This is a genomic window from Collinsella sp. AF05-9, assembly GCF_003465595.1.
Taxonomy (GTDB): domain Bacteria; phylum Actinomycetota; class Coriobacteriia; order Coriobacteriales; family Coriobacteriaceae; genus Collinsella.
In genome coordinates this window covers 26,407-47,067 of record NZ_QSBB01000010.1, presented here as the reverse complement: position 1 = coordinate 47,067, position 20,661 = coordinate 26,407, and the positions used below count along the sequence as shown (strand labels likewise).

Here is a 20,661-nt window from a genome sequence, read left to right as displayed (position 1 = left end):
GACAGCACGCCGCATGGCGCACCATCCCGCATATAACATCCCCGATGCGACAAAGAGGCTGTCACTTTGTCACATTCCAATGCGCGCTACTTTTCGAGCCCGCACGGCATAACGTTAGCGCTGCCGCGGCGAGCCTCAGTCACGGCTGCAAAGAAGCGATAGCCGCCCGAGAAGTTAAAGCACTCAAAGCCATGCTGCGCCAAAATACGGCAAGCAATGTAGCTGCGAATGCCGCTTTGGCAAATCACGTAGACCGGCTTGGCCCGGTCGAGCTCGCCCAGGCGATTGCGTAGATCATCGACGGGAATGTTTACGAAACCATCGATATGCCCGCGCTCATACTCCCCTTCCGTACGAACATCGAGCAGCTGCACGCTGCCATCGCGTGGCAAGTTGGGCTCATCCTCCCAATGCCACTGCGCCAGTATGCCGCGATTGAGGTTCTCGATCATAAAGCCCGCCATATTGACGGGATCCTTCGCCGATGAATACGGCGGCGCGTATGCTAGGTCCAAATCCTTAAGCCTATCGCCGCGCATGCCTGCCTGGATGGCAGTCGCCAGAACGTCGATACGCTTGTCCACACCATCGATGCCCACGATTTGCGCACCCAGCAGGCGCAATCCCTGCTTCTCGAAGACAACCTTCATGGTCATGGGCGTTGCACCCGGATAATAACCCGCATGCGAACCGGGCGACAGGACCACGCTGTCGCAGTCAATTCCCGCCGCGTGTGCTGCCTTTTCGGATAGTCCCGTGCTTGCCGCCGTCAAGTCGAATACCTTGATAACCGATGAGCCCAACGATCCGAGGTAGCAGCTGTCCATGCCGGCTATGACATCGGCGACGACACGCCCCTGCTTGTTGGCGGGGCCGGCGAGCGAAATGACCGCGTCCTCGCCGGTCACCTGATGCGTGACCTGCACGGCATCGCCCACGGCATACACGTCGGCAGCAGAGGTCTCCATGCGGTCGTTGACCACAATAGCCCCCTTGATGCCCAGTTCGAGCCCCGCCTCTTGCGCCAGATGGCTCTCAGGTGCCACGCCAATGGCAAGCAGCACCATATCGGCTCCGATAGGGTCATCGCCCGCAACATGGGTGACAACGCGGCCATCAACTTCCTCAAAACCTGTCACATCGGCCTTGAGGCGCAGATCGATACCGTGCTCACGCACCTCGGTATGCAAAAGGGTCGCCATGTCGTAATCCAGGTTGTTCATAAGCTGGACGGGACGCTGCAGAAGGGTCACCTGGAGCCCCAGCTCGCACAGATTCTCCGCCGTCTCGACGCCAATGAAGCCGCCGCCGATCACGACGGCACTGCTCGGTCGCCGCTCTCGAACATAGCTGTGAATACGCAGCGTGTCCTCAACGGTGCGTAGGCTAAAGATTTTATCCGAGTCGATGCCCGGCAACGCAGGGCGAATCGGCTTTGCACCCGGCGACAGGATGAGCTTGTCATACGTCTCGACAAATTCCTCGCCCGTCAGCATATTGCGAACCTCGACCGTATGCGAATCGGGATGGATGGCAAACACCTCGTGACTCGTCTTGACCGCAATGCGAAAGCGATCCCAAAAGCCCTTGGGAGACTGCAGCGTCAATGCGCTCTCTTCTTCTATCACGCCGCCAATGTAGTACGGAAGCCCACAATTGGCATACGATACAAAACCCGTGCGCTCAAAGATGACAATTTGGGCCTGCTCGTCGAGTCTGCGCAAACGTGCCGCCGCCGATGCGCCGCCCGCGACGCCTCCAACGATAACCACCTTCATAGCTAACGCACCACCTTTCCCGTGTAGCCGCTTATGCCGCCGATATTCTTGACACTGCCATACCCAGAACGCTTAAGAAAACTCACAGCTTGGTTGCTTCGCGCACCGCTCAGGCAATGCACGAAAAGCTGCGTGCCCTTTCGACGTATACCCATGATGCTACCCCGAAGCAGAAAAAAGAGTCGCTGTTTCCAGCGACTCCCCTTCAGTTGTCTGTCCCACGGACTTACTGTTCGCTCTTCGCGAGTGCCTGATCGATCAGTTTGTTGAGCGCCTCGCGCTGCTCAGCGGAGTTGATGCCGCCCATGATCGGCTCTCCCACAATGTTACCGTTCTGGTCGATCACGTAGGTGGTCGGGAACGAGTACAGGTTGGAGGTGAACTTTCCGGCCTCGCTGTCCGACTTAAACCAGATGTTCTTATACGTCACGCCCTTCTTGGAAAGCACGTCCTTGGCATCGGCCACCGCGTCTTTGTTGCCATCGAGCGTAAAGGAATTAACGCCCACGACCTGGCCGCCCTTCTCGGCAAGCTCCTTGTTGAGCTTCTCCAGATCGCCCAGCTCTCCCACGCACGGCTTGCAGGTGGTAAACCAGAAGTTCATGACGGTGACCTTGTTCTTGGAGAACAGCTCGTCGCTGTTTACATCGTTGCCGTCCAAGTCCTTGCCCTTAAAGCTGGGGAACTTCGTCTCCCCGCTCTCGCCGTTGGTCATGCCTGCGGTCGAGGCATCAACGCTCTCCCCCTCGCCGGGCGTGCTGCCGCATCCGGGGAACTCCTTCTCCAGCGCCATGAGCTTGTCCTCGATCTCCTTGACCTGCTGCGCGCCGGCCTTAAGCGTCTTAAGCTCGTCAGCCGCAAACTGATCCTTGGCGCCCTCGATGGTATCGAGCAAGAAGTCACCGTAGTTCTTGCCGTCCTCAATCATGGGAGTGTCTTTGTTGGCCGCAAGGAACACCTTTTCCCATAGGGCGTTATCGCTCGCAAAGATCTCGTTTTCCTTTTGCAGCAGCTGCTGGTACAGCTTGGCCGCCTCCTCGGCGCTCGACGGCTTTTGTGCCACAAGCTCGGCAATCTGCGCATCGCCGCTCGTGGCATCCTTCGCGTCGCCCTTGGGGGCAGAGCACGCCGCGAGAGTCAGCGCCAGCACGGGCAGCATCAACAGAGCCGCAATTTTTGACAGTTTCATGGTTCCTCCGTTTATATCGAAACTTATATAGGTACCTATTTGTTTTCGCGGGCTTGCGTGGACTGCGCGGGTTTGTCGCCCGTCACACCCAGCCCGTAGCGAAAGCTAATAGCATCGACGGGGCACGCGCCCACGCATTTGCCGCAACGAATGCACTCGGCATGGTCGGGCGTACGCGTAACGTCCACGTCCATCTGGCACACCTTGGCGCACTTGCCGCACGAGACGCATTTACAATGATCGACCTGAATCCCCAGCAACGACACCTTGTTCATGAGTGCATAAAATGCGCCGAGGGGGCAAATCCATTTACAGAAGGGGCGGTAGAACAGCACGCTCAGCACCGCAACCACAATGAGGATCGCGAGCTTCCAGGTAAAGAGCTTTCCCAGCGCAGAGCGGATTCCCATGTTCATGATGGACAGCGGAATCGCGCCCTCGAGCACACCCTGCGGGCAGATGTACTTGCAAAAGAACGGGTCGCCCATGCCCACATCGTTGACCACCAAGACGGGCAGCAGCACCACGGCAAACAGCAGCACGGCATACTTGATGTACGTGAGCGGCTTGAGCTTTTTCGTGGAGAGCTTTTTGCTGGGAATCTTATGCAGAAGCTCTTGCAGCCATCCAAACGGGCACAAAAAGCCGCATACAAAACGTCCCAGCAGCACGCCGATCAGAATGAGCGTTCCGGTGACGTAATACGAAAAGCTAAACTTAGACGAGCCCACCACCGACTGAAACGACCCGATGGGGCACGCACCCGAGGCCGCCGGACACGAGTAGCAGTTAAGCCCCGGCACGCAGACGGCTTTGCCGGCTCCCTGGTAGATACCGCCCTTGGCAAAGTTAGGCAGGTGAATATTGGTCGCAAGCGTCGCCGCCGCCTGAATCAATCCACGAAATCGCGCTAAAAGATGCGATGCAGTGTTTTTTCTTTTATCCAATTCCGATACACTCCAAGCACAGCCTGATTGCCTTGGCCAGCACGGCATCTGCCTCGCCGCGCATAATTCCAAAGCCAACCATGGCTACCCCAACGATCAGCAAAGCCACCTGCGCCACAGGCTTAATCGCTTTGAACAATCTGACCACTCCTTTCGTTTCGCGACCCATTGGACCATACCGACTATAAAATCCGTGTTAAGCGTGAATGACTATGCAAGGAGAACGTTATGCGCATCTTGGTCGTCGAGGACGAGCGGGCGCTGTGCGATGCGATCGCACGCAGCCTGCGCAACTTGGCCTATAGCGTCGACTGCTGCTACGACGGGCAGCAGGCCCTCGATCTGCTCGATGTCGAGACCTTTGATCTTGTCGTGCTTGACCTCAATCTCCCCCATGTCGACGGCATGACCGTGCTCAGGCAACTCAGGACAACTGATTGTGAGACCAAGGTGCTTGTGCTCTCGGCACGTGGCGAGGTCTCCGACAAGGTAGCGGGGCTCGATGCGGGCGCCAACGACTACCTCACCAAGCCGTTCCATCTTGACGAGCTGGCGGCACGCATACGCAGTCTCACGCTCAGGCGCTTTACGCAAAACGACGTTGTTCTAGCCTGTGGATTGTTGAGCTTTGACACCAAGGCGCGCCTCGCCTCCGTGGGCGGCGAGACCCTATCCCTCACGCGCAAGGAGACCGGCATCTTGGAATACCTGATGCTTAACCAGGGGCGGCCGGTGAGCCAGGAAGAGCTTATCGAGCATGTATGGGACAGCAGCGTCAACAGCTTTAGCAACGCGACCCGCGTGCATATCTCGTCGCTGCGAAAAAAGCTGCGCGGTGCGTTGGGGCACGACCCCATCCGCAACCGAATCGGCGAAGGCTACGTTATGGAGGACGGCAAATGAAGCGGCTGTCGCTGCAGTGGCGCATCACGTTGATGACGGCACTGCTGATATGTTCGACCTGCGTACTTATGAATTGCCTGGTTGGCTACTCCGGCATGCGCTACATGGACTCGATCGGCAATGAACTATCGGCGCACGGCAAGGTGGAGGCGGCCTCGCCCAGCTCATTTGACCCGACAAACAAAGAGCTCGACGATGCGCTGACCATCGTCGTGAACGACGCCCAAGAATCGTTTGGCGCGACGAGCTGGTATATAACTGCGGCGGTGACGCTGCTCGGAGGCGTCCTGGCCTACTTTGTGAGCGGGCATGCGTTGCAGCCGTTGCGCTCCTTTGCGGCACAAGTCGAGAGCGTGCGGCCCGACAACCTCGCCGACACAAAAATCAGCGAGGACGTGCCCTCTGAACTCAGGCGCTGCAGCGCGTCGTTTAACGACATGATTGCCCGCCTTGACGAGGGATTTTCCGCACAAAGACAGTTTACGGGCAATGCGGCGCACGAGCTGCGCACGCCACTTGCGCTCATGCAGGCCCAGGTTGAGCTGTTTTGCGCCGAGCACCCCGACGTCGACGCCGATACAGCGAGCCTGCTCGGGCTGCTGCAGGAGCAGACCGAGCGGATGACGCACATGACAAAGACCCTGCTCGAGATGAGCGAGCTGCGCAGTGTCCCTTGCAACGATGCGATTGACCTGGCGCCGATGATCGAAGAAGTGCTCACGGACCTGGCGCCCCTTGCCGAGCAAAAAGACATCACGCTTACAAGTGAGGGCGACGCGCAAACGATCGGCAGCGATACGCTAATCTATCGGCTGCTGTTCAACTTGGCCGAAAACGCCATACGTTACAGCGCGCCCAACTCGACCGTGCAAATCAACGCCTGCGCCGAAGGCGACCGCGTGCTGCTACGCGTGCGCGACCAGGGGCCGGGCATTCCCGAGCAATACCAGACGAGCATCTTCCAGCCCTTCTTTCGCGTCGACAAATCGCGCAGCAGGGCATATGGCGGCGTGGGGCTGGGGCTTGCACTGGTCTGGGAGATTGCCGCACTCCACGGCGGCTCCATCGAGGTCGAAGAAAGCTCGCCATGCGGAACGACCATGCTCGTGACTCTTCCCACTCGCGCACTCGGCTCATTAAAATAACGAACGGGATGGCACGCCGCGTGGCGTACCATCCCGCACATAATATCGAGGATGTGACAAAGGGACTGTCCCTTTGTCACATCTGCTAGTTCTCGTCGCCTACCAGCTGAGTTAGCTTACTCCCACTCGACCGTGCCGACAGGCTTAGGCGTGAGGTCGTAGCACACGCGGCAGATACCGGGGACCTCGGCGGTGACGCGGGCGGTAATGCGCTTGAGCAGCGCCCAGTCGAGCTCGGGCACCTCGGCGGTCATGACGTCAACGGTGTTGATGCAGCGGATGATGCAGGGCCAGTCGTAGGCGCGCTTACCCTCGCGCACGCCGGTGGCGCGGAAGTCGGGCACGACGGCAAAATACTGCCAGATTGTCAGACCTGCCTTGTCAATCTCCTCGCGCACGATGGCGTCGGCTTCGCGCAGCGCCTCAAGACGGTCGCGGGTGATGGCGCCAAGGCAGCGAACGCCCAAGCCGGGGCCGGGGAACGGTTGGCGCTCAACCATGTTCTCGGGCAGGCCGAGCTCGCGACCCACGACGCGCACCTCGTCCTTGTACAGCAGCTTAACGGGCTCGCAGAGCTCAAACTGCAGGTCCTCGGGTAGACCACCCACGTTGTGGTGAGCCTTCACGCCGTCCTGGGACTCCAGAATGTCGGGGTAGATGGTGCCCTGGGCGAGGAAACTGACCTCGTCACCGACCTTGCGGGCCTCCTCCTCGAACACGCGAATGAACTCGGCGCCGATAATCTTACGCTTGGCCTCGGGCTCCTCGACGTCCACGAGCTTATCCAGGAAGCGATCAGTCGCGTCAACATAGACCAGGTTGGCGTCCATCTGATTCTGGAACACGTCGATGACCTGCTCGCTCTCGCCCTTGCGCATGAGTCCATGGTTCACATGCACGCAGATAAGCTGCTTGCCGATGGCCTTGATCAGCAGCGCCGCGACAACAGAGCTGTCGACGCCGCCAGAAAGGGCCAGCAGAACCTTCTTGTCACCGATCTGCTCGCGGATTGCGGTGACCTGCTCGTCGATGAACGCCTGAGCAAGTTCGGGAGTGGTGATACGCACCATATCGTCGGGACGCTTGTTGGGATCCATGCAGGGCTCCTTTTCGGGTCGATGGAACGCGCCGCACATATGCAAACGCGCTGTCATATGACCTCATTATATGCAGAGCGAGGTTCGTTTCCCATCGCTTCGGCAGAGCTTTTTGCAGGGGCGGCAGTTTTTCCTTATGCCAAGGTCAGCCATGCCTCGACAACCACCTTAAGAGCATCGCCAATAGACTCTTCCTTTATACGTTCGGCATAATCGTAGGCGATACCCACAAATTCCAGTCCCGAGCAACAGGAGTACAATTGCTGCTAGTGTTGCCACCTGATGGGAGATGGAAGATGGACTGCGATGGCTACCCGCGCATCCCCATGCCGTTGATGTGCACCGCCTTTGTGCCGGGGCAGATTGACGCTGCGGTTGCAGGCATTTCCGACCCCGATTCACGCACCATCGCCACGGCAGAAGCGCTGTACTTTCGCGGACAGGCCACACTCGCCGCCGAAACAGCACGCCCCTATCTTGACGCCACCGATCCCGCGCTGCGCTATTCCGCATGCTTTATCTGCGGATACGCCAGTCTGTCGCTCAACCGTATCGCCGACGCACGCCGGTGCCTTGCTGGCATCCTCGATACGCCGGCCGACGAGGAATCGTCCGCCATCCACGCCATGCATATCCTGTTCGCCTCCGCCGCGAGCGTCCTGTTGCACTTGCCTTCCCCGTATTCTGCCGAAGAGTTTTATCCGCTTGCGGCACATCTGCCCGAAGGCCTGCGCCTGTTCGCCAGCTACGTGATGGCGCATGCCCTGTACCTGCGCGGCGAATATGGCCGCAGTCTAGGTATGGCGGAAAACGCCCTGATCATGAAACAGGGAAGCTATCCGATCTCGGAACTGTTCCTGCACCTGTCGGCTTCCATGGCCTGCATGAGTCTCAAAGACGTCGACGCCGCAAAGGCACACTTCGGAGCCGCTTGGGACATTGCGCGTCCCGACGGCCTTATCGAGCTCATTGGCGAGCACCACGGCCTTTTGCAGGGGCTTATCGAGGCATGCTTAAAATCGCAATACCCCGACGATTTCGCTCGCATCATCGAGATCACGTATCGATTCAGCTACGGCTGGCGGCGCATCCACAACCCCGATTCGGGCGAGGACGTGGCCGACGATCTAACGACCACGGAGTTCACCATGGCCATGCTCGCCTGCCGTGGGTGGACCAACGCCGAAATCGCACGCCATATGGGCGTGTCGCCGGGCACCGTTAAAAACCGCCTATCCGGCGTATACGCAAAGCTTGGCATCGGCACACGCGCCGAGCTGGTCGCGCATATGTTGCGTTAGCGACCGGGCTGGCAAGCGCATCGAACGCGTTCTGGAACCCGGCGCTTCGCTCGATCAATTTGGACATTTTGGCCATCGAACGGCACTACCGCCACGAAGCGCCTTCTCGCAAAATTGGATTATTTCCACCGATATTTGCGGGATGGGAGTCCAAGATGCTTGATCGCCGTTCGTTACTTGTTGCCGGAGCGTCCTCGCTAGCGAGCATTATGTTGCCTCGCATGCCGGGAAGCGAAAATGCCTTCCTGCTGCCGTTCGCGCCCACCGCGGCCTATGCCGACGAAGAAGGTCCCTTTAAGGTGCTCGTTCTCTCGCGCACCATGTTTGGTGTGGTCGTGGTCGACGTCGCCAACAAGAATGCGCCCATCGCAGGTGCCCAGGTCACGCTCACATCACGCTATGCCGCAGGCAAGCAGCTCACCGCCACGACCGACGACGAAGGCACGGCCATCTTTGAGGTCGCGCCGCTTTCGGAAGGCTACGTGGACGAGGCAACGCTCCTTGACGCGTACGACTTTAACGGCGGCATCTCCATTAGTATGGCGGGCTACCGTGATGTCGAGATTCCCCTTGCGCGCATTCAGGGCGGCACCGCCATAACCGCGCCCACGCGTCCGCTTTCCGACGGCGAGCCGTACTTCCGCCAGCTCACATTCGACGAATGGGACATCCAGTACGCTGAAGCCACGTTTATGGCATTGCCGAAAGACGACACGGCAAACGAGCAGCCCGATACGCACGCCTTTACCGTTCAGGCACATCTGCCACAGGGCGGACAGGCAACGCTGCGCATCAACAAAGTGACGTCTGCCGCGGGCAGCTCACCCGAAACCGTCACGCAGATCGGTCAGATCAAGGCCAGCGCATCGGGCGCGGATAATCTGGCGACGTTCACACTCGAAGACATGTTTCTCGACGCGGCATCGGGCCTTCTGGAAGAAGGGTGCAAACTGCGCTTTGTCCTCGACTATCAGGGCAAAACCTACACGCTTTCATCCCCTATGGCCGTTGTCACCGCGCCGGCCGCAAAGGCGGAATCGGGCTCGACCACCATCATTCCCACCACCATGGACCAAGAGATCACTCCGTTTGATTTCCCCGCGGCGTTTCCCGGCATCGGCGGCAATAAGTTCACGTGCTGGATACCCACATTTCCGATCCTCTTTGATTTCTCGTTTGCTGGATACGTGCTGTTTGGCGGAGGATACAAACCAGCCAGCTATATGAACGATTCGGGCAATCCAGATCCAGAGTACTGGAAGAAATCACCGCGCGAGTCGGGTGCCAAGCAGGCAAACCACTACCTCGACGAGATGGAGGGGAAGTGGAATCAGTACAAGAGCATGAGTGCCGGTTCGGGCACCGACCCAAGAAACACCAAGCTCCTTCGCCACCATTGCACGCTGCTGTTCACGATGGATATCGCCACACAGCTGTACGGCTCGCTCGCCTACGATTGGGTGGGCAAAACCTGGAGTGACAACAACGGCCCCGCATACGGCAATATTAAGGCCCTCTTCCAGGTAAGAACCGACCTCAACTGGACCGAACAGTTTACCCTAGGACCGGTGCCGTTTTTCCTAAACGTCAACCCCTGGGTGCTGGCAAAACTGGCGCTCGCCGTGGGCGCCCACACACACGGTAGCGGCGCAGCGTTTTTCAAAAACATATCGCTCGACTATTCCAACACCTCGGGCTCATTCACCATCCAGATCGGGCTTGCCGTCACCTTTGGCGCCGGCGTTGCAGGCGTCGCCTCGTCTGCCGTGCGCGGCGCCGCGTCCCTCACGTTGTTCATTGGGTACGAGAAGGCGGATGGACACCAGCTTCCGCGACTGCGCGTAGGTGCAGACGTCGATGTCGATGTGATACTCCAGTTCGTAATGTTCAAGTGGACCACCAAGGCTTGGTCGGGGTCGTGGCCCACGCTCCTCGATTCGTGGAATATGTCGGTGAACAATGGCAACCAGTATGTGCTCCAGCGCTCTGAGCTCGCATTGGGTGGAGATACGCCTTACACATTGGATGCCCGCTTCGGCACGGCCGGCGACATCAAGGCGGGCGGCGTGCCGCAATTTATCGCATCGGCCACCATCGTCACCAACGCCGAGCTGCTCGCACGCGCCGAGGTTAAGGCCACTGCCGTAAACGCCGCGCCTGTCGTGCGCGATTGGGACCGGGCGGTCACGCGCATTGAGCTCGAGGCAGACGCGGAGAGCGACGACACGGGACAGGTTGAGCATTTCGTCCACGCACTGATGGAAAACGACGAGAACGCTGCGCCGATGTACGAGTACACCTACATCGGTCAGGCAACGAACGCCGTTGCAGACCCCAACGCCAATTCTGCCGGCGTGTCGGAGGACGAGCGTGGCGGCATAAAACCCTCGAGCGACAACGTGCTGTTTTCCGGCGTGCTCAGCGAAGCCCACATGAAGCTGGCAATGATTGCCGGCGTAGAATGCCTGTTCCGTATCGCCTCGGTGTGCTACGGCGACAATGGCCGCTCGCGCCTGGTGGTGCACACAAGGGCAAACGGCACGTGGTCCGCCCCCACGCCCGTGGACTTCCCCCTTGGGTTTGGCGAGGGCGACGTGGAGCGCGACGGCATATACGATTACGACTTCGACGTGGTGGAATATACGGACGGGAGGGGAAACCAGGAAGCCTACGTGCTGCTGGTCTCGGGCGAGCGCCCCGACGGCGACAGCACCCTTTTCGATACGGCAAGCACAGCCGGCATACTGTCCGTCGTGCGCCTGCGCATAAGTAATGACGAGATCCGCGTGGTGTCGCATACGTCATGGCGCAGCATCTCGCGCGGCCGCCTGCAAGAGGATGGCTACCATTGCCTGCAGTGCCCACGCATCACGGTGGGCAAGACACTTGTCGACGGACGTCTGTCGGGCGCCTACCTCCACCGCCGCGGAACCACCGCAGAAAAGGCGCTCGGCAGCGAGGCTGAGGTTGCGCTGGAGTGCTTTACCCTGTGGTCGGACGTTTCGGGCGACAGCCTGACGTTCCGCCAAGTTCTCCGCTTTCCGCAAGCACCGTCGAGTATCGAGCTGGGCGAGCCCGAAAATATCAACGGCAAAATGGTGGTGCCCGTTACGTACGAGACCGCAGACGGCTGCGGCTGCGCATCGTACGCCGTGATCGGCCAGTCCATTGCGGGCTGGGGCGTTATGTCACCTGACGCCACAGTACCCCGTGCGGTGCCGTGGCCACAACATTCGGGCTTTTTGGCAACCGTCAACGAGCAACTGCAGCATATTACTTGGACGCGAGGCGCATCGGCATTTGCAACGCAGCCCGTGGGTGCCGCAGGCTGTGGCCCGGCATCGTTTAGCGTGAGCAACAACGGCAGGTGCGTGCTCTATGTAGAGAACACTGATGGCAAGGTGGGACAAACCTACGACGAAGAAGGCAACCCGGTAGCAGTGATGGGCAAGCACTTCCGCATCTTCGCCAGCACCTTGGCAGGTGATCTGTTCACGGAGCCGTTCGTGATGTGCGAGCTGGACCATCCCGTCGATCAGATAACGACATTTTTGACGTCGGGAGGCATGCTCTCCGCGCTCGCCACGCACATTGTGAGTGCCGAGCAGAGCGAGGCAGAGCTGCACGGCATCGAAGTGCCTTTGGTGGCATGTGCCACTCCGACGGGCGCGGTCGCTACCTCGGGCGCGGTGGTGCCCGGAGCAGCAGGCGAATCCTTCATGGTCACGGTTCGAAACGACGGCAACACCTTGCTGACCGCCGGCACGATCGATCTGTACCGAGAGGGCTCCAGCCAGCCGTTCTCCAGCGCATCCATCGGATTCGGAGCGAACGCGCGCATGGCTTCGATCTACGATCCAGAGCTTGCCGAGGACGCTTCGGCCAACGACATGGCACACGTGAAGTACGCGCTCGAGGCGCTGGGCGCACGTTTTGCGACGCACCCGCTGGTTGCCGACAATGGAAACGCCGTGCTGGCACCAGGCTGCACGGCACAGTTCCGCATGAGCTTCGCCATCCCCGAGTGTTGGAGCGACGAAGTGGGCAAACGCGTAACGCTGTATGCGAAAGCGCGTGATCTGGTGGCGCTCGATCCCGTAACGCTCGAGGAAATTCGACCAGGCGCAAACTCGGCGCTGAGTGCCGTACTGCACGAGCTTCATGTGCCCGACGCGGCATGCGAACGCTCAGAAGTTCAGGTCGGCGTATGCGATAGCGCGGATGCGACAGGACTTCACGACGCCCCGATGACGGCAGACGGCGATGGTGACTCGAGTGGCGGCGGTACCGACAAGGGCGGCGGCTCCGGCGGAAGTAACTCCGGCAGTGGCAAGGACCACGGCAATAACAAGCGCTCCGGAAAAGCGGGCGCGCTTGCGGGCACGGGCGATGTCAACGCTCCCCTTACGGCAGCCGCTGCAGCACTCGCCGCGGCAGGCGCCGGCCTCGTCGCCTACAGCGCCCGCCGCACGGCGCTCGAAACCGACACCGCCAATGAGGTCAAATCGGATAGGCCTCGCTAGCTCCTAGTTACTTTTGTGAGAGACGCCGACTCGGCTCATCGAACATCAAAATGGGCTGGTTCTGGATACCCAGAGCCAGCCCATTACGCATTAGATATCATCAGGGGAGTCGAGTTCAGCCTCGAGCTTGGCGCGGCGTCTTTTCGCCGTGAAAAACGTTGCGCACAGGACGGCAAACGTGGCCGCGAAAATCGTCGCTCCGCAGAACACGCCCGTGGCCAGGTTCGCCAACCAAAAGACGTTTTCGAGCGGCACGATCTGCGCCTCAGCGATACAGCGCATTGCGGCAATAACAAGCGCGAACGCGGCGCTTATGGAAACCATGTTCGCCATCGCCATGTGGACATAACAATTTCGATTCGCTATTCAAACTTACTCGGACAGAACCGACTCGGTTTTGTCCGAGTAAACTCGAGCATAAACTTGTTCATGCGATACAATTAACTCGGACAAAACCGAGTCGGAAGGAACCGAGTAAGTGGAATTCATTGGCAGGGAGCTTGAACTCGCCCGTATTAAGAAAACACTCAATGCGCCCGAGCAGCGCAATGTTCTCATTTACGGAAGGCGTCGCGTCGGCAAAAGTGAGCTCATCAAGCAGGCGCTAACCGATTTATCGGACGTCGCAACGATCTATTACGAGTGCCGCCAAACCTCCGAGGCAGACAACCTCGAGAGTCTGTCCGCCCTTGCTGCTGAAGCGCTAAGCTTTCCTCCGCTCGCCTTCACGGGCATCCGCGAGCTCATCGAATTTCTGTTTGCCCAAGCCAAAGACAAGAACATTACCCTCGTTCTCGACGAATACCCCTACTTGAGAGATGCGGTTAAAGGCTTAGACAGCATTCTCCAGACCTCAATCGACGCTCACAGGGAAGACTCACGTTTAAACATTGTCCTGTGCGGCTCCTATGTTGAGATTATGAAATCTCTCATCGAGCATGAAAGCCCCCTCTACGGGCGAATTGATCTCGCGCTTGAGCTTAAGCCCATGGATTACTTTGACGCTGCAAAGTTCTATCCCGCGTTCTCACCCGAGGACAAGGTGCGGCTCTATAGCGTTTTTGGCGGCATCCCCTTTTACAATCGCCTCATCGATCAGTCCCAAAGCGTACGCGACAATATCATCGAGCTCGTCACAGAACCTGGCGCCCGCTTAGAAAGCGAAGTACCGTCCTATCTCAACGCCGAGATCTCGAAGATGACCAACGCCAACGAAGTTTTCGGGGCTCTCGCACAAGGTTACTCCCGTTGGGGGGACGTGCTGGCACAGTCGCACGTCTCGAGCGGTCCGGCCATGGCAGACGTACTCGACAAGCTCATGTCACTCGAAATCGTCCAAAAGCGTGCACCCATCAACGACCCTACGAATAAGCGCAAGTCTGGCTACTTTGTGGTGGACCCACTTTCGCTCTTTTACTATCGCTACGTCTTCCGCAATGCTTCTGCGCGTCAGCTGCTCGACCCGGAAGTCTTCTATGATCGTCACGTCTCCCAAGACTTCGAGGAAAACTACACTCCACATATGTTCGAGGAGATCTGCCGTCAATACCTCGTACGGCAAAACAGGACTGGCAAGATCGAACCGGCTTTCGATGCCATAGGCAAGTACTGGTACGACGATCCCGCAAACAAAACGAGCGGCGAATTCGATGTGGTAACGCAAGACCCCGAGGGCTACGCATTCTACGAAGCAAAGTTCCGCAAATCCCCCGTCACGCAAAAAATGGTCGACGAGGAAATCACCCAAGTCGAGGCAACGGGGCTCAAGTGCCATCGCTACGGATTCTTCTCCCGTTCGGGCTTCGAAGCTGACGAAAGCGATCGAACCGTCTTCATCGACCTGCCGCAGATGTTTGAATAGGACAGACCCCACCCGCATCCCAAGCATCCATTATCTAATCGAACTATTGTTCGATGGAATTCGTGTTGGTTGGAATCGCCCAAGGCCTGGGCTATGCTACCTTGACTATCTATATGACTAAAACGCAGCAAAGGAGCACCGAGAGAGCGAGTATGGCAAAAAACACCGCAAACTATGGTAACGACAGTATCCGCCAGCTCAAGGACGAGGAGCGCGTACGCCTGCGCCCCGCCGTCATCTTTGGCTCGGACGGACTCGACGGTTGCGCGCATGCCGCCTTCGAGATCCTGTCCAACGCCGTTGACGAGGCGCGCCAGGGCTACGGCAAGCTCATCACCCTCACCGCCTTTCGCGATGGCTCTATTCAGGTAGAGGACAATGGCCGTGGCTGCCCGCTCGACTGGAACCCTTCCGAGAAGCGCTTTAACTGGGAGCTCGTCTTCTGCGAGCTCTACGCCGGCGGCAAGTACAACAACAACCAGGGCGGCGACTACGACTTCTCGCTCGGCACCAACGGCCTGGGCTCGTGCGCGACCCAGTACGCTTCCGAGTACATGGACGTCACCGTCTGGCGCGACGGCAACAAGTACTCCCTGCACTTTAAGAAAGGCAAGGTCGTCGGCGCCAAGAAGAAGGCACTCGAGATTGAGCCCAGCGACGAGAACCGCACCGGCACCACCATCAAGTGGCGCCCCGATCTTGAGGTCTTTACCTCGATTAGCATTCCCCACGACTGGTATCGCGAGACCATGCGCCGTCAGGCCGTGGTCAACGCCAACGTGACCTTCCGCCTGCGCATCGAGGGCGACGATGGCGAGTTTTCCGAAGAGGATTTTTGCTATCCCAAGGGCATCGAGGACTACGTGCTCGAGAAGGTCGGTACCGACTACCTTACCGAGCCCTTCTTTATCGAGGCCGACCGTCGCGGTCGCGATCGCGAGGACCTGCCCGATTACAACGTAAAAATCACTGCTTGCATGTGCTTCTCGCGCACTTTCATGATGCAGGAGTACTACCACAATTCCTCCTGGCTCGAGAACGGCGGTTCGCCCGAGAAGGCGGCCCGCAGTGCTCTGACCAGCGCCATCGACGCCTACATCAAGCAACAGGGCAAGTACAACAAAAACGAGAGCGGCATCAAATGGCAGGACGTCCAGGACTGCCTGGTACTGGTGACCAACTGCTTCTCCACCCAGACGTCCTACGAAAACCAGACCAAGAAGGCTATCAATAACCGCTTTATCCAGCAGGCCATGACCGCCTTCTTTAAGGAGCGTCTCTCGACCTATTTGATCGAGAACAAAGACGCCGCCAACAAGATTGTGGAGCAGGTGCTCATCAACAAGCGCTCGCGTGAGAACGCCGAGAAGACCCGCCAGAGCATCAAAACCAACCTGCAGCAGAAGACCGACATGGCCAACCGCGTGCAGAAGTTCATCGACTGCCGTTCCAAGGACAAAAACCGTCGCGAGATCTACATCGTAGAGGGCGACTCGGCAGCTGGCGCCATCCGAACGTCGCGCGACGCCGAGTTCCAGGGCGTTATGCCCGTCCGCGGCAAGATCCTCAACTGCCTAAAGGAGGACTACCCGCGCATCTTTAAGTCCGACATCATCATGGACCTTATGCGCGTGCTGGGCTGCGGCGTGGAGATCAAGGACAAGCGCATCAAGAACCTTGGTGCCTTTGACCTGGACAACCTCAACTGGAACAAGGTCATCATCTGTACGGACGCCGACGTCGACGGCTATCACATCCGCACGCTCGTGCTCACCATGCTCTACCGCCTGGTGCCCACGCTTATCGACGAAGGTTATGTGTATATCGCCGAATCGCCGCTCTACGAGATCAACTGCAAAGAGAAGACCTACTTTGCCTACACCGAGCTCGAGAAAAACGGCATCCTCAAAGAAATCGGCGACCAGAAGTGCTCTATCAACCGCTCCAAGGGTCTTGGTGAGAACGACCCGGACATGATGTGGCTCACCACTATGAATCCCGAGACGCGCCGCCTGATCAAGGTGGAGCCCGAGGACGTCACCAAGATGGAAACCATGTTCAACCTTTTGCTGGGCAACGACGAGGCGGGCCGCAAGCGCCATATCTCCGAGCACGGCAAGGAATACCTGGACCAGCTGGACCTGCAGTAGCAGCAAATCGATAACGACGGCCCATAAGAAGTTCAAGAGGAAATCGTGGCAAAGAAGAAGACGAAGAACCAGCCCAAGAAAAAGCAGGTCAACGCCGAGAACGTCATCGGCCTGCACTCCGAGGTCACCGATCAGCCGATCACGCAGACGCTCGAGGTCAACTACATGCCCTACGCTATGAGCGTCAACGTCTCGCGTGCGTTCCCCGAGATTGACGGCTTTAAGCCCTCGCACCGCAAGCTGCTCTACACCATGTACAAGATGGGTCTGCTCAAGGGCGAGCGCCAGAAGAGCGCCAACATCGTGGGCCAGACCATGAAGCTCAACCCGCACGGCGACGCCGCGATCTACGAGACGATGGTGCGCCTGGCCACCGGCAACGAGGCGTTGCTCGCCCCCTTCGTTGAGTCGAAGGGCAACTTTGGCAAGTACTATTCGGGCGACCTGAGCTACGCCGCCTCGCGCTATACCGAGGCCAAGCTCTCCCCCATTAGCGCCGAGATCTTCAAGGACATCGACAAGGACCCGGTCGACTTCGTCGACAGCTACGACGGCGCCATGAAGGAGCCACGCCTGCTGCCCACCACGTTCCCCAACATCCTCGTCTCGGCCAACAAGGGCATCGGCGTCGCCATGGCATCCGATATCTGCGGTTTCAACCTCAACGAGGTCTGTACCGCCACAATGCATTACCTGCAGGATCCCGACTGCGACCTGCTCGAATACATGCCCATGCCCGACTTCTCGACCGGCGGCGAAATTATCTACCGCCGCGAGGAGATGGAAAAGATAATCGAGACCGGCCTTGGCAGCTTCCAGATCCGCTCCCGCTGGCGCTGGATTCCCGAAGAGCGCATCATCGAGGTCTACGAGATCCCCTACACCACCAAAACCGATGTCATCATCGAGCGCATCGTCAAGCTCTCCAAAGAGGGCAAGGTCAAGGAGATTGCCGACATCCGCGACGAGACCGACCTCTCGGGTCTGCGCATCGCCATCGACCTTAAGCGCGGTGTCGACCCCGACAAGCTCATGGCGAAGCTCTATCGCTCGACCACGCTGCAGGATTCGTTCTCGTGCAACTTTAACGTGCTGGTCGACGGCTATCCCCGCGTTATGGGCGTGCGCCAGATCCTGCACGAGTGGGTCAAGTGGCGTATTGAGTCCACGCGTCGCCGCATTAACTTTGACCTGGGCAAAAAGTCCGAGCGTCTGCACCTGCTGCACGGCCTCGAGGCAATTCTGCTCGACATCGACAAGGCCATCGCCATCATCCGCGGCACTAAGCTCGAGGCCGAGGTCGTGCCCAACCTTATGAAGGGTTTCGACATCGACGAGACCCAGGCCGAGTTTGTTGCCGAGCTCAAGCTCCGCAACATCAACGAAGAGTACATTCTCAACCGCACCAAGGACATCGCCAAGCTCGAGGGCGAGATTGCCGAGCTTGAGGAGATCCTCTCCAGCGAGGAGAACATCAAGAAGGTCATCAGCGACGAGCTAGCAGCGGTCAACAAGAAGTACGTGATGCCGCGCCGCACGGGCAGGATCGAGCCCCATGAGGTTATCGAGGTAAGCTTGGAGCCCGAGGTCGAGGAGTACCCGGTCACCATCATGCTCTCGCGCGATGGCTACCTAAAGAAGATGACGGACCGCGTGCTCAAGAAGGCGACCACGCTCAAGTACAAGGACGGCGACAAACCCTTTATCGAGTTCCCGTCCTCCAACACCCACGAGCTGCTGGTCTTTACCAACAAGAGCCAGGTGTACAAGTGCAAGGTCGCGGCGTTTGAGGACACCAAGTCGGCCCAGCTGGGCTCGTACCTTCCGACCGATCTTGAGATGGAACCCGACGAGAGCGTCATCTGGGTCATCGACCCCGAGGACTACAAGGCCGACGTGCTGTTCGTCTTTGAGAACGGCCGCGTGGTGCGTGTCGCGCTTTCTGGATACGCTACCAAGACCAACCGCAAGCGCCTTAAGAACGCCATCTACGGCGGCAGCAAGCTGCTGTATGCGCAGGTGCTCAAGGAAGACCGCGACCTCGCGCTGGTCTCGAGCGACTACCGCCTGATGAACTTCAACACGTCGCTGCTCAAGACCAAGACGACCACCAACACGCAGGGCGTCCAGGCTTTCACGGCCAAGAAGGGCCGCTCGGTCACCACTGTCGGCACGACCGAGGAGATTCTTGGCGCCGGCGTCTCGGCCGAGAAGTTCACCGCGCAGAGCCTGCCCTCTGCCGGTGCCCTCATGAAGGAAAACGACATGCCGAGTTTGTTTGACTAGGACGACGGCGACCAAACCGTCATGGTTTAACTAAGCAGCGGGGCCCGGAGCGCAGTAAACGCTGCGCCCTGGGCCCCATGCATTACACCAGCATCATCCCTATAGACAAAATGCCGCATAAAGTGGAACAGACATAAGCCCATCATTCATTCCAAAGGGCTTAGTCGATAGCCTGATAAGGCGTACGCCCGGATGGGTCTTTTTAAGTGAGGACAGGCTTCGAGATCTTGTGTTCTCTCCCGCCTTGACTTCAATCGCAGACAAGCATCCCTGCTTCTCTACTACAAAGTCGATTTCCGCACGATTATCTCGCGCCCAATAATGCAGCGGATAGCCCATGGCTGAAAGCTGTTGGGCGACGTAGTTTTCGGTAAGTGCACCCATGAATGTGCCGCCGATGCCGGCAAGAATATCGGCGCGTTGAGCACCGGCCTTGGAGACGAGCAGCCCTGTATCCGCCTGATAGATTTTAAAAGCAGAAGGGTTAACGAAGGCCTCTAAAGGGCTTTCGATCTGCCCGACTAGGCTGCAGCGCGCCACCGTACCCGACAATACAAGCCAGTCGAGAGCATCTCCAAAGAGAGACGCATTGCCCCCCGCTCGCACTACCTTGTATTGAAATTTGCGATTCTCTTTGGCAAGCTGCTGTGGAATGGAATCGAAGCACGCACGCGTCTTTGCGCTCAAGCGTTCATCAGCATATTTATTGGTGTCGGCGGAATATCCGTCGAGAATAATCCGATGCTTTTCGGCCACATCAATGATTGACTGATCATCGATATACGTTTGGACCGCCTCGGGCATTCCGCCAACAACAAGATACTGTCGATAGAGCCTAAGCGCCTTTTCATGAAGGCTTGGCGCAAGAGGACCCATTAACTCGAATGACGAGCGTATCTCATCGACCAGCTGATCGTGCCCCATTGCCCAGAGAAACTCCTCGAAATCGAGTGGAGTCATCTCGATCAAGTCGGTCTTTCCGACGGGGAACGAATACGACTGATGGTTAATGGCAACCCCAAGAAGCGACCCAGCAGCCGCAACGTAATACTCGGGAGCATCTTCGCAAAAGTATTTAAGGGAAGTGAGCGCTTCCTCGCATGCCTGGATCTCGTCAATGAACAGTAAGGTTTTGCCAGGCACGATACGCTGTCCCGTACGAGCCTCGATCGCGCGCACAATCGAATGAGGGTCAAGACCGCCCGAAAAATCCGCTCGCGCCGACCGGTCGTTCTCAAGATTAACGTAGACAACCGATTCGAAAAGATCCTGGGCGTACGTTCTGAGCAGATAGGTCTTGCCACACTGGCGCACGCCTTTGACCAGCAAAGGTTTTCTATCAGCCCTGTCTCGCCATTCCCTAAGGAGCTCGTCTGCCTTGCGACGCATACGCAACCTTCCCTCATGAACTTCTGTTTGACAATATTTTAACGCGGATTAATTTGTTTTCAGTTATTTTTCTGCGTTTAAAAATTGTTCTA

The 20,661-nt window shown here is 58.3% G+C and carries 14 protein-coding genes; 7 read left to right on the top strand and 7 right to left on the bottom strand.

The features are described from left to right. Positions 1–86: 86 nt before the first annotated feature. From DWV43_RS04795 to DWV43_RS04780, 4 genes are all read right to left on the bottom strand, one after another. A complete protein-coding gene (locus DWV43_RS04795; RefSeq protein ID WP_117743321.1) occupies positions 87–1,778 on the bottom strand; it encodes an FAD-dependent oxidoreductase in 1,692 nt (563 codons plus the stop codon). A gap of 226 nt (positions 1,779–2,004) precedes the next feature. Further along, positions 2,005–2,967, bottom strand: a complete 963-nt coding sequence (locus tag DWV43_RS04790; protein ID WP_117817658.1) for a redoxin domain-containing protein — start codon at positions 2,965–2,967, stop codon at positions 2,005–2,007. Positions 2,968–3,002: 35 nt separating this feature from the next. Next, positions 3,003–3,962 carry a 4Fe-4S binding protein gene (locus DWV43_RS04785; protein WP_117817656.1) on the bottom strand — a complete coding sequence of 320 codons (960 nt, stop codon included), beginning with the start codon at positions 3,960–3,962 and terminating at the stop codon, positions 3,003–3,005. After that, positions 3,907–4,053: a CD1871A family CXXC motif-containing protein gene (locus DWV43_RS04780; protein ID WP_197032826.1), complete on the bottom strand. Its 147-nt coding sequence runs from the start codon at positions 4,051–4,053 to the stop codon at positions 3,907–3,909. Before DWV43_RS04780 ends, DWV43_RS04785 begins: the two co-directional genes overlap by 56 nt. An 89-nt stretch (positions 4,054–4,142) precedes the next feature. Here DWV43_RS04780 and DWV43_RS04775 point away from each other — a divergent pair, with 89 nt between their 5' ends. Together DWV43_RS04775 and DWV43_RS04770 are read left to right on the top strand one after the other, a co-directional pair. Further along, complete coding sequence (locus tag DWV43_RS04775) at positions 4,143–4,817, top strand: response regulator transcription factor (protein ID WP_117563590.1); 675 nt, start codon at positions 4,143–4,145, stop codon at positions 4,815–4,817. Then, positions 4,814–5,962, top strand: a complete 1,149-nt coding sequence (locus tag DWV43_RS04770) for an ATP-binding protein (RefSeq protein ID WP_117817654.1) — start codon at positions 4,814–4,816, stop codon at positions 5,960–5,962. Before DWV43_RS04775 ends, DWV43_RS04770 begins: the two co-directional genes overlap by 4 nt. Positions 5,963–6,078: 116 nt before the next feature. On the opposite strand, the gene guaA is transcribed toward DWV43_RS04770, so the two are convergent. Beyond that, positions 6,079–7,059: a glutamine-hydrolyzing GMP synthase gene (gene guaA, locus DWV43_RS04765; RefSeq protein ID WP_117817652.1), complete on the bottom strand. Its 981-nt coding sequence runs from the start codon at positions 7,057–7,059 to the stop codon at positions 6,079–6,081. Positions 7,060–7,355: 296 nt separating this feature from the next. On the opposite strand from guaA, the gene DWV43_RS04760 reads away from it, so the two are divergent. After that, positions 7,356–8,360 carry a helix-turn-helix transcriptional regulator gene (locus DWV43_RS04760; protein ID WP_199411399.1) on the top strand — a complete coding sequence of 335 codons (1,005 nt, stop codon included), beginning with the start codon at positions 7,356–7,358 and terminating at the stop codon, positions 8,358–8,360. 155 nt (positions 8,361–8,515) lie between these two features. After that, complete coding sequence (locus DWV43_RS04755) at positions 8,516–12,883, top strand: carboxypeptidase-like regulatory domain-containing protein (RefSeq protein ID WP_117817650.1); 4,368 nt, start codon at positions 8,516–8,518, stop codon at positions 12,881–12,883. A gap of 90 nt (positions 12,884–12,973) precedes the next feature. Here DWV43_RS04755 and DWV43_RS04750 read toward each other — a convergent pair whose 3' ends face one another. Further along, positions 12,974–13,207, bottom strand: coding sequence for a hypothetical protein (locus tag DWV43_RS04750; protein ID WP_147346264.1), 234 nt, complete (start codon positions 13,205–13,207; stop codon positions 12,974–12,976). Positions 13,208–13,361: 154 nt separating this feature from the next. Between DWV43_RS04750 and DWV43_RS04745 the strand changes: the two genes are divergently transcribed. The 3 genes from DWV43_RS04745 to DWV43_RS04735 all read left to right on the top strand — a co-directional run bounded on the left by DWV43_RS04745 (position 13,362) and on the right by DWV43_RS04735 (position 19,180). After that, positions 13,362–14,744: an ATP-binding protein gene (locus DWV43_RS04745; protein ID WP_117655545.1), complete on the top strand. Its 1,383-nt coding sequence runs from the start codon at positions 13,362–13,364 to the stop codon at positions 14,742–14,744. 152 nt (positions 14,745–14,896) lie between these two features. Then, complete coding sequence (locus DWV43_RS04740) at positions 14,897–16,894, top strand: type IIA DNA topoisomerase subunit B (RefSeq protein ID WP_117817646.1); 1,998 nt, start codon at positions 14,897–14,899, stop codon at positions 16,892–16,894. 45 nt (positions 16,895–16,939) lie between these two features. Continuing rightward, entirely contained in the window at positions 16,940–19,180 is a 2,241-nt protein-coding gene (locus DWV43_RS04735; protein ID WP_117628862.1) for a DNA gyrase subunit A, read from the top strand. A gap of 99 nt (positions 19,181–19,279) precedes the next feature. Here the strand turns inward: DWV43_RS04735 and DWV43_RS04730 are convergent, their stop codons facing one another. Further along, complete coding sequence (locus tag DWV43_RS04730) at positions 19,280–20,569, bottom strand: ATP-binding protein (RefSeq protein ID WP_117583295.1); 1,290 nt, start codon at positions 20,567–20,569, stop codon at positions 19,280–19,282. Between the last annotated feature and the right edge of the window lie 92 nt (positions 20,570–20,661).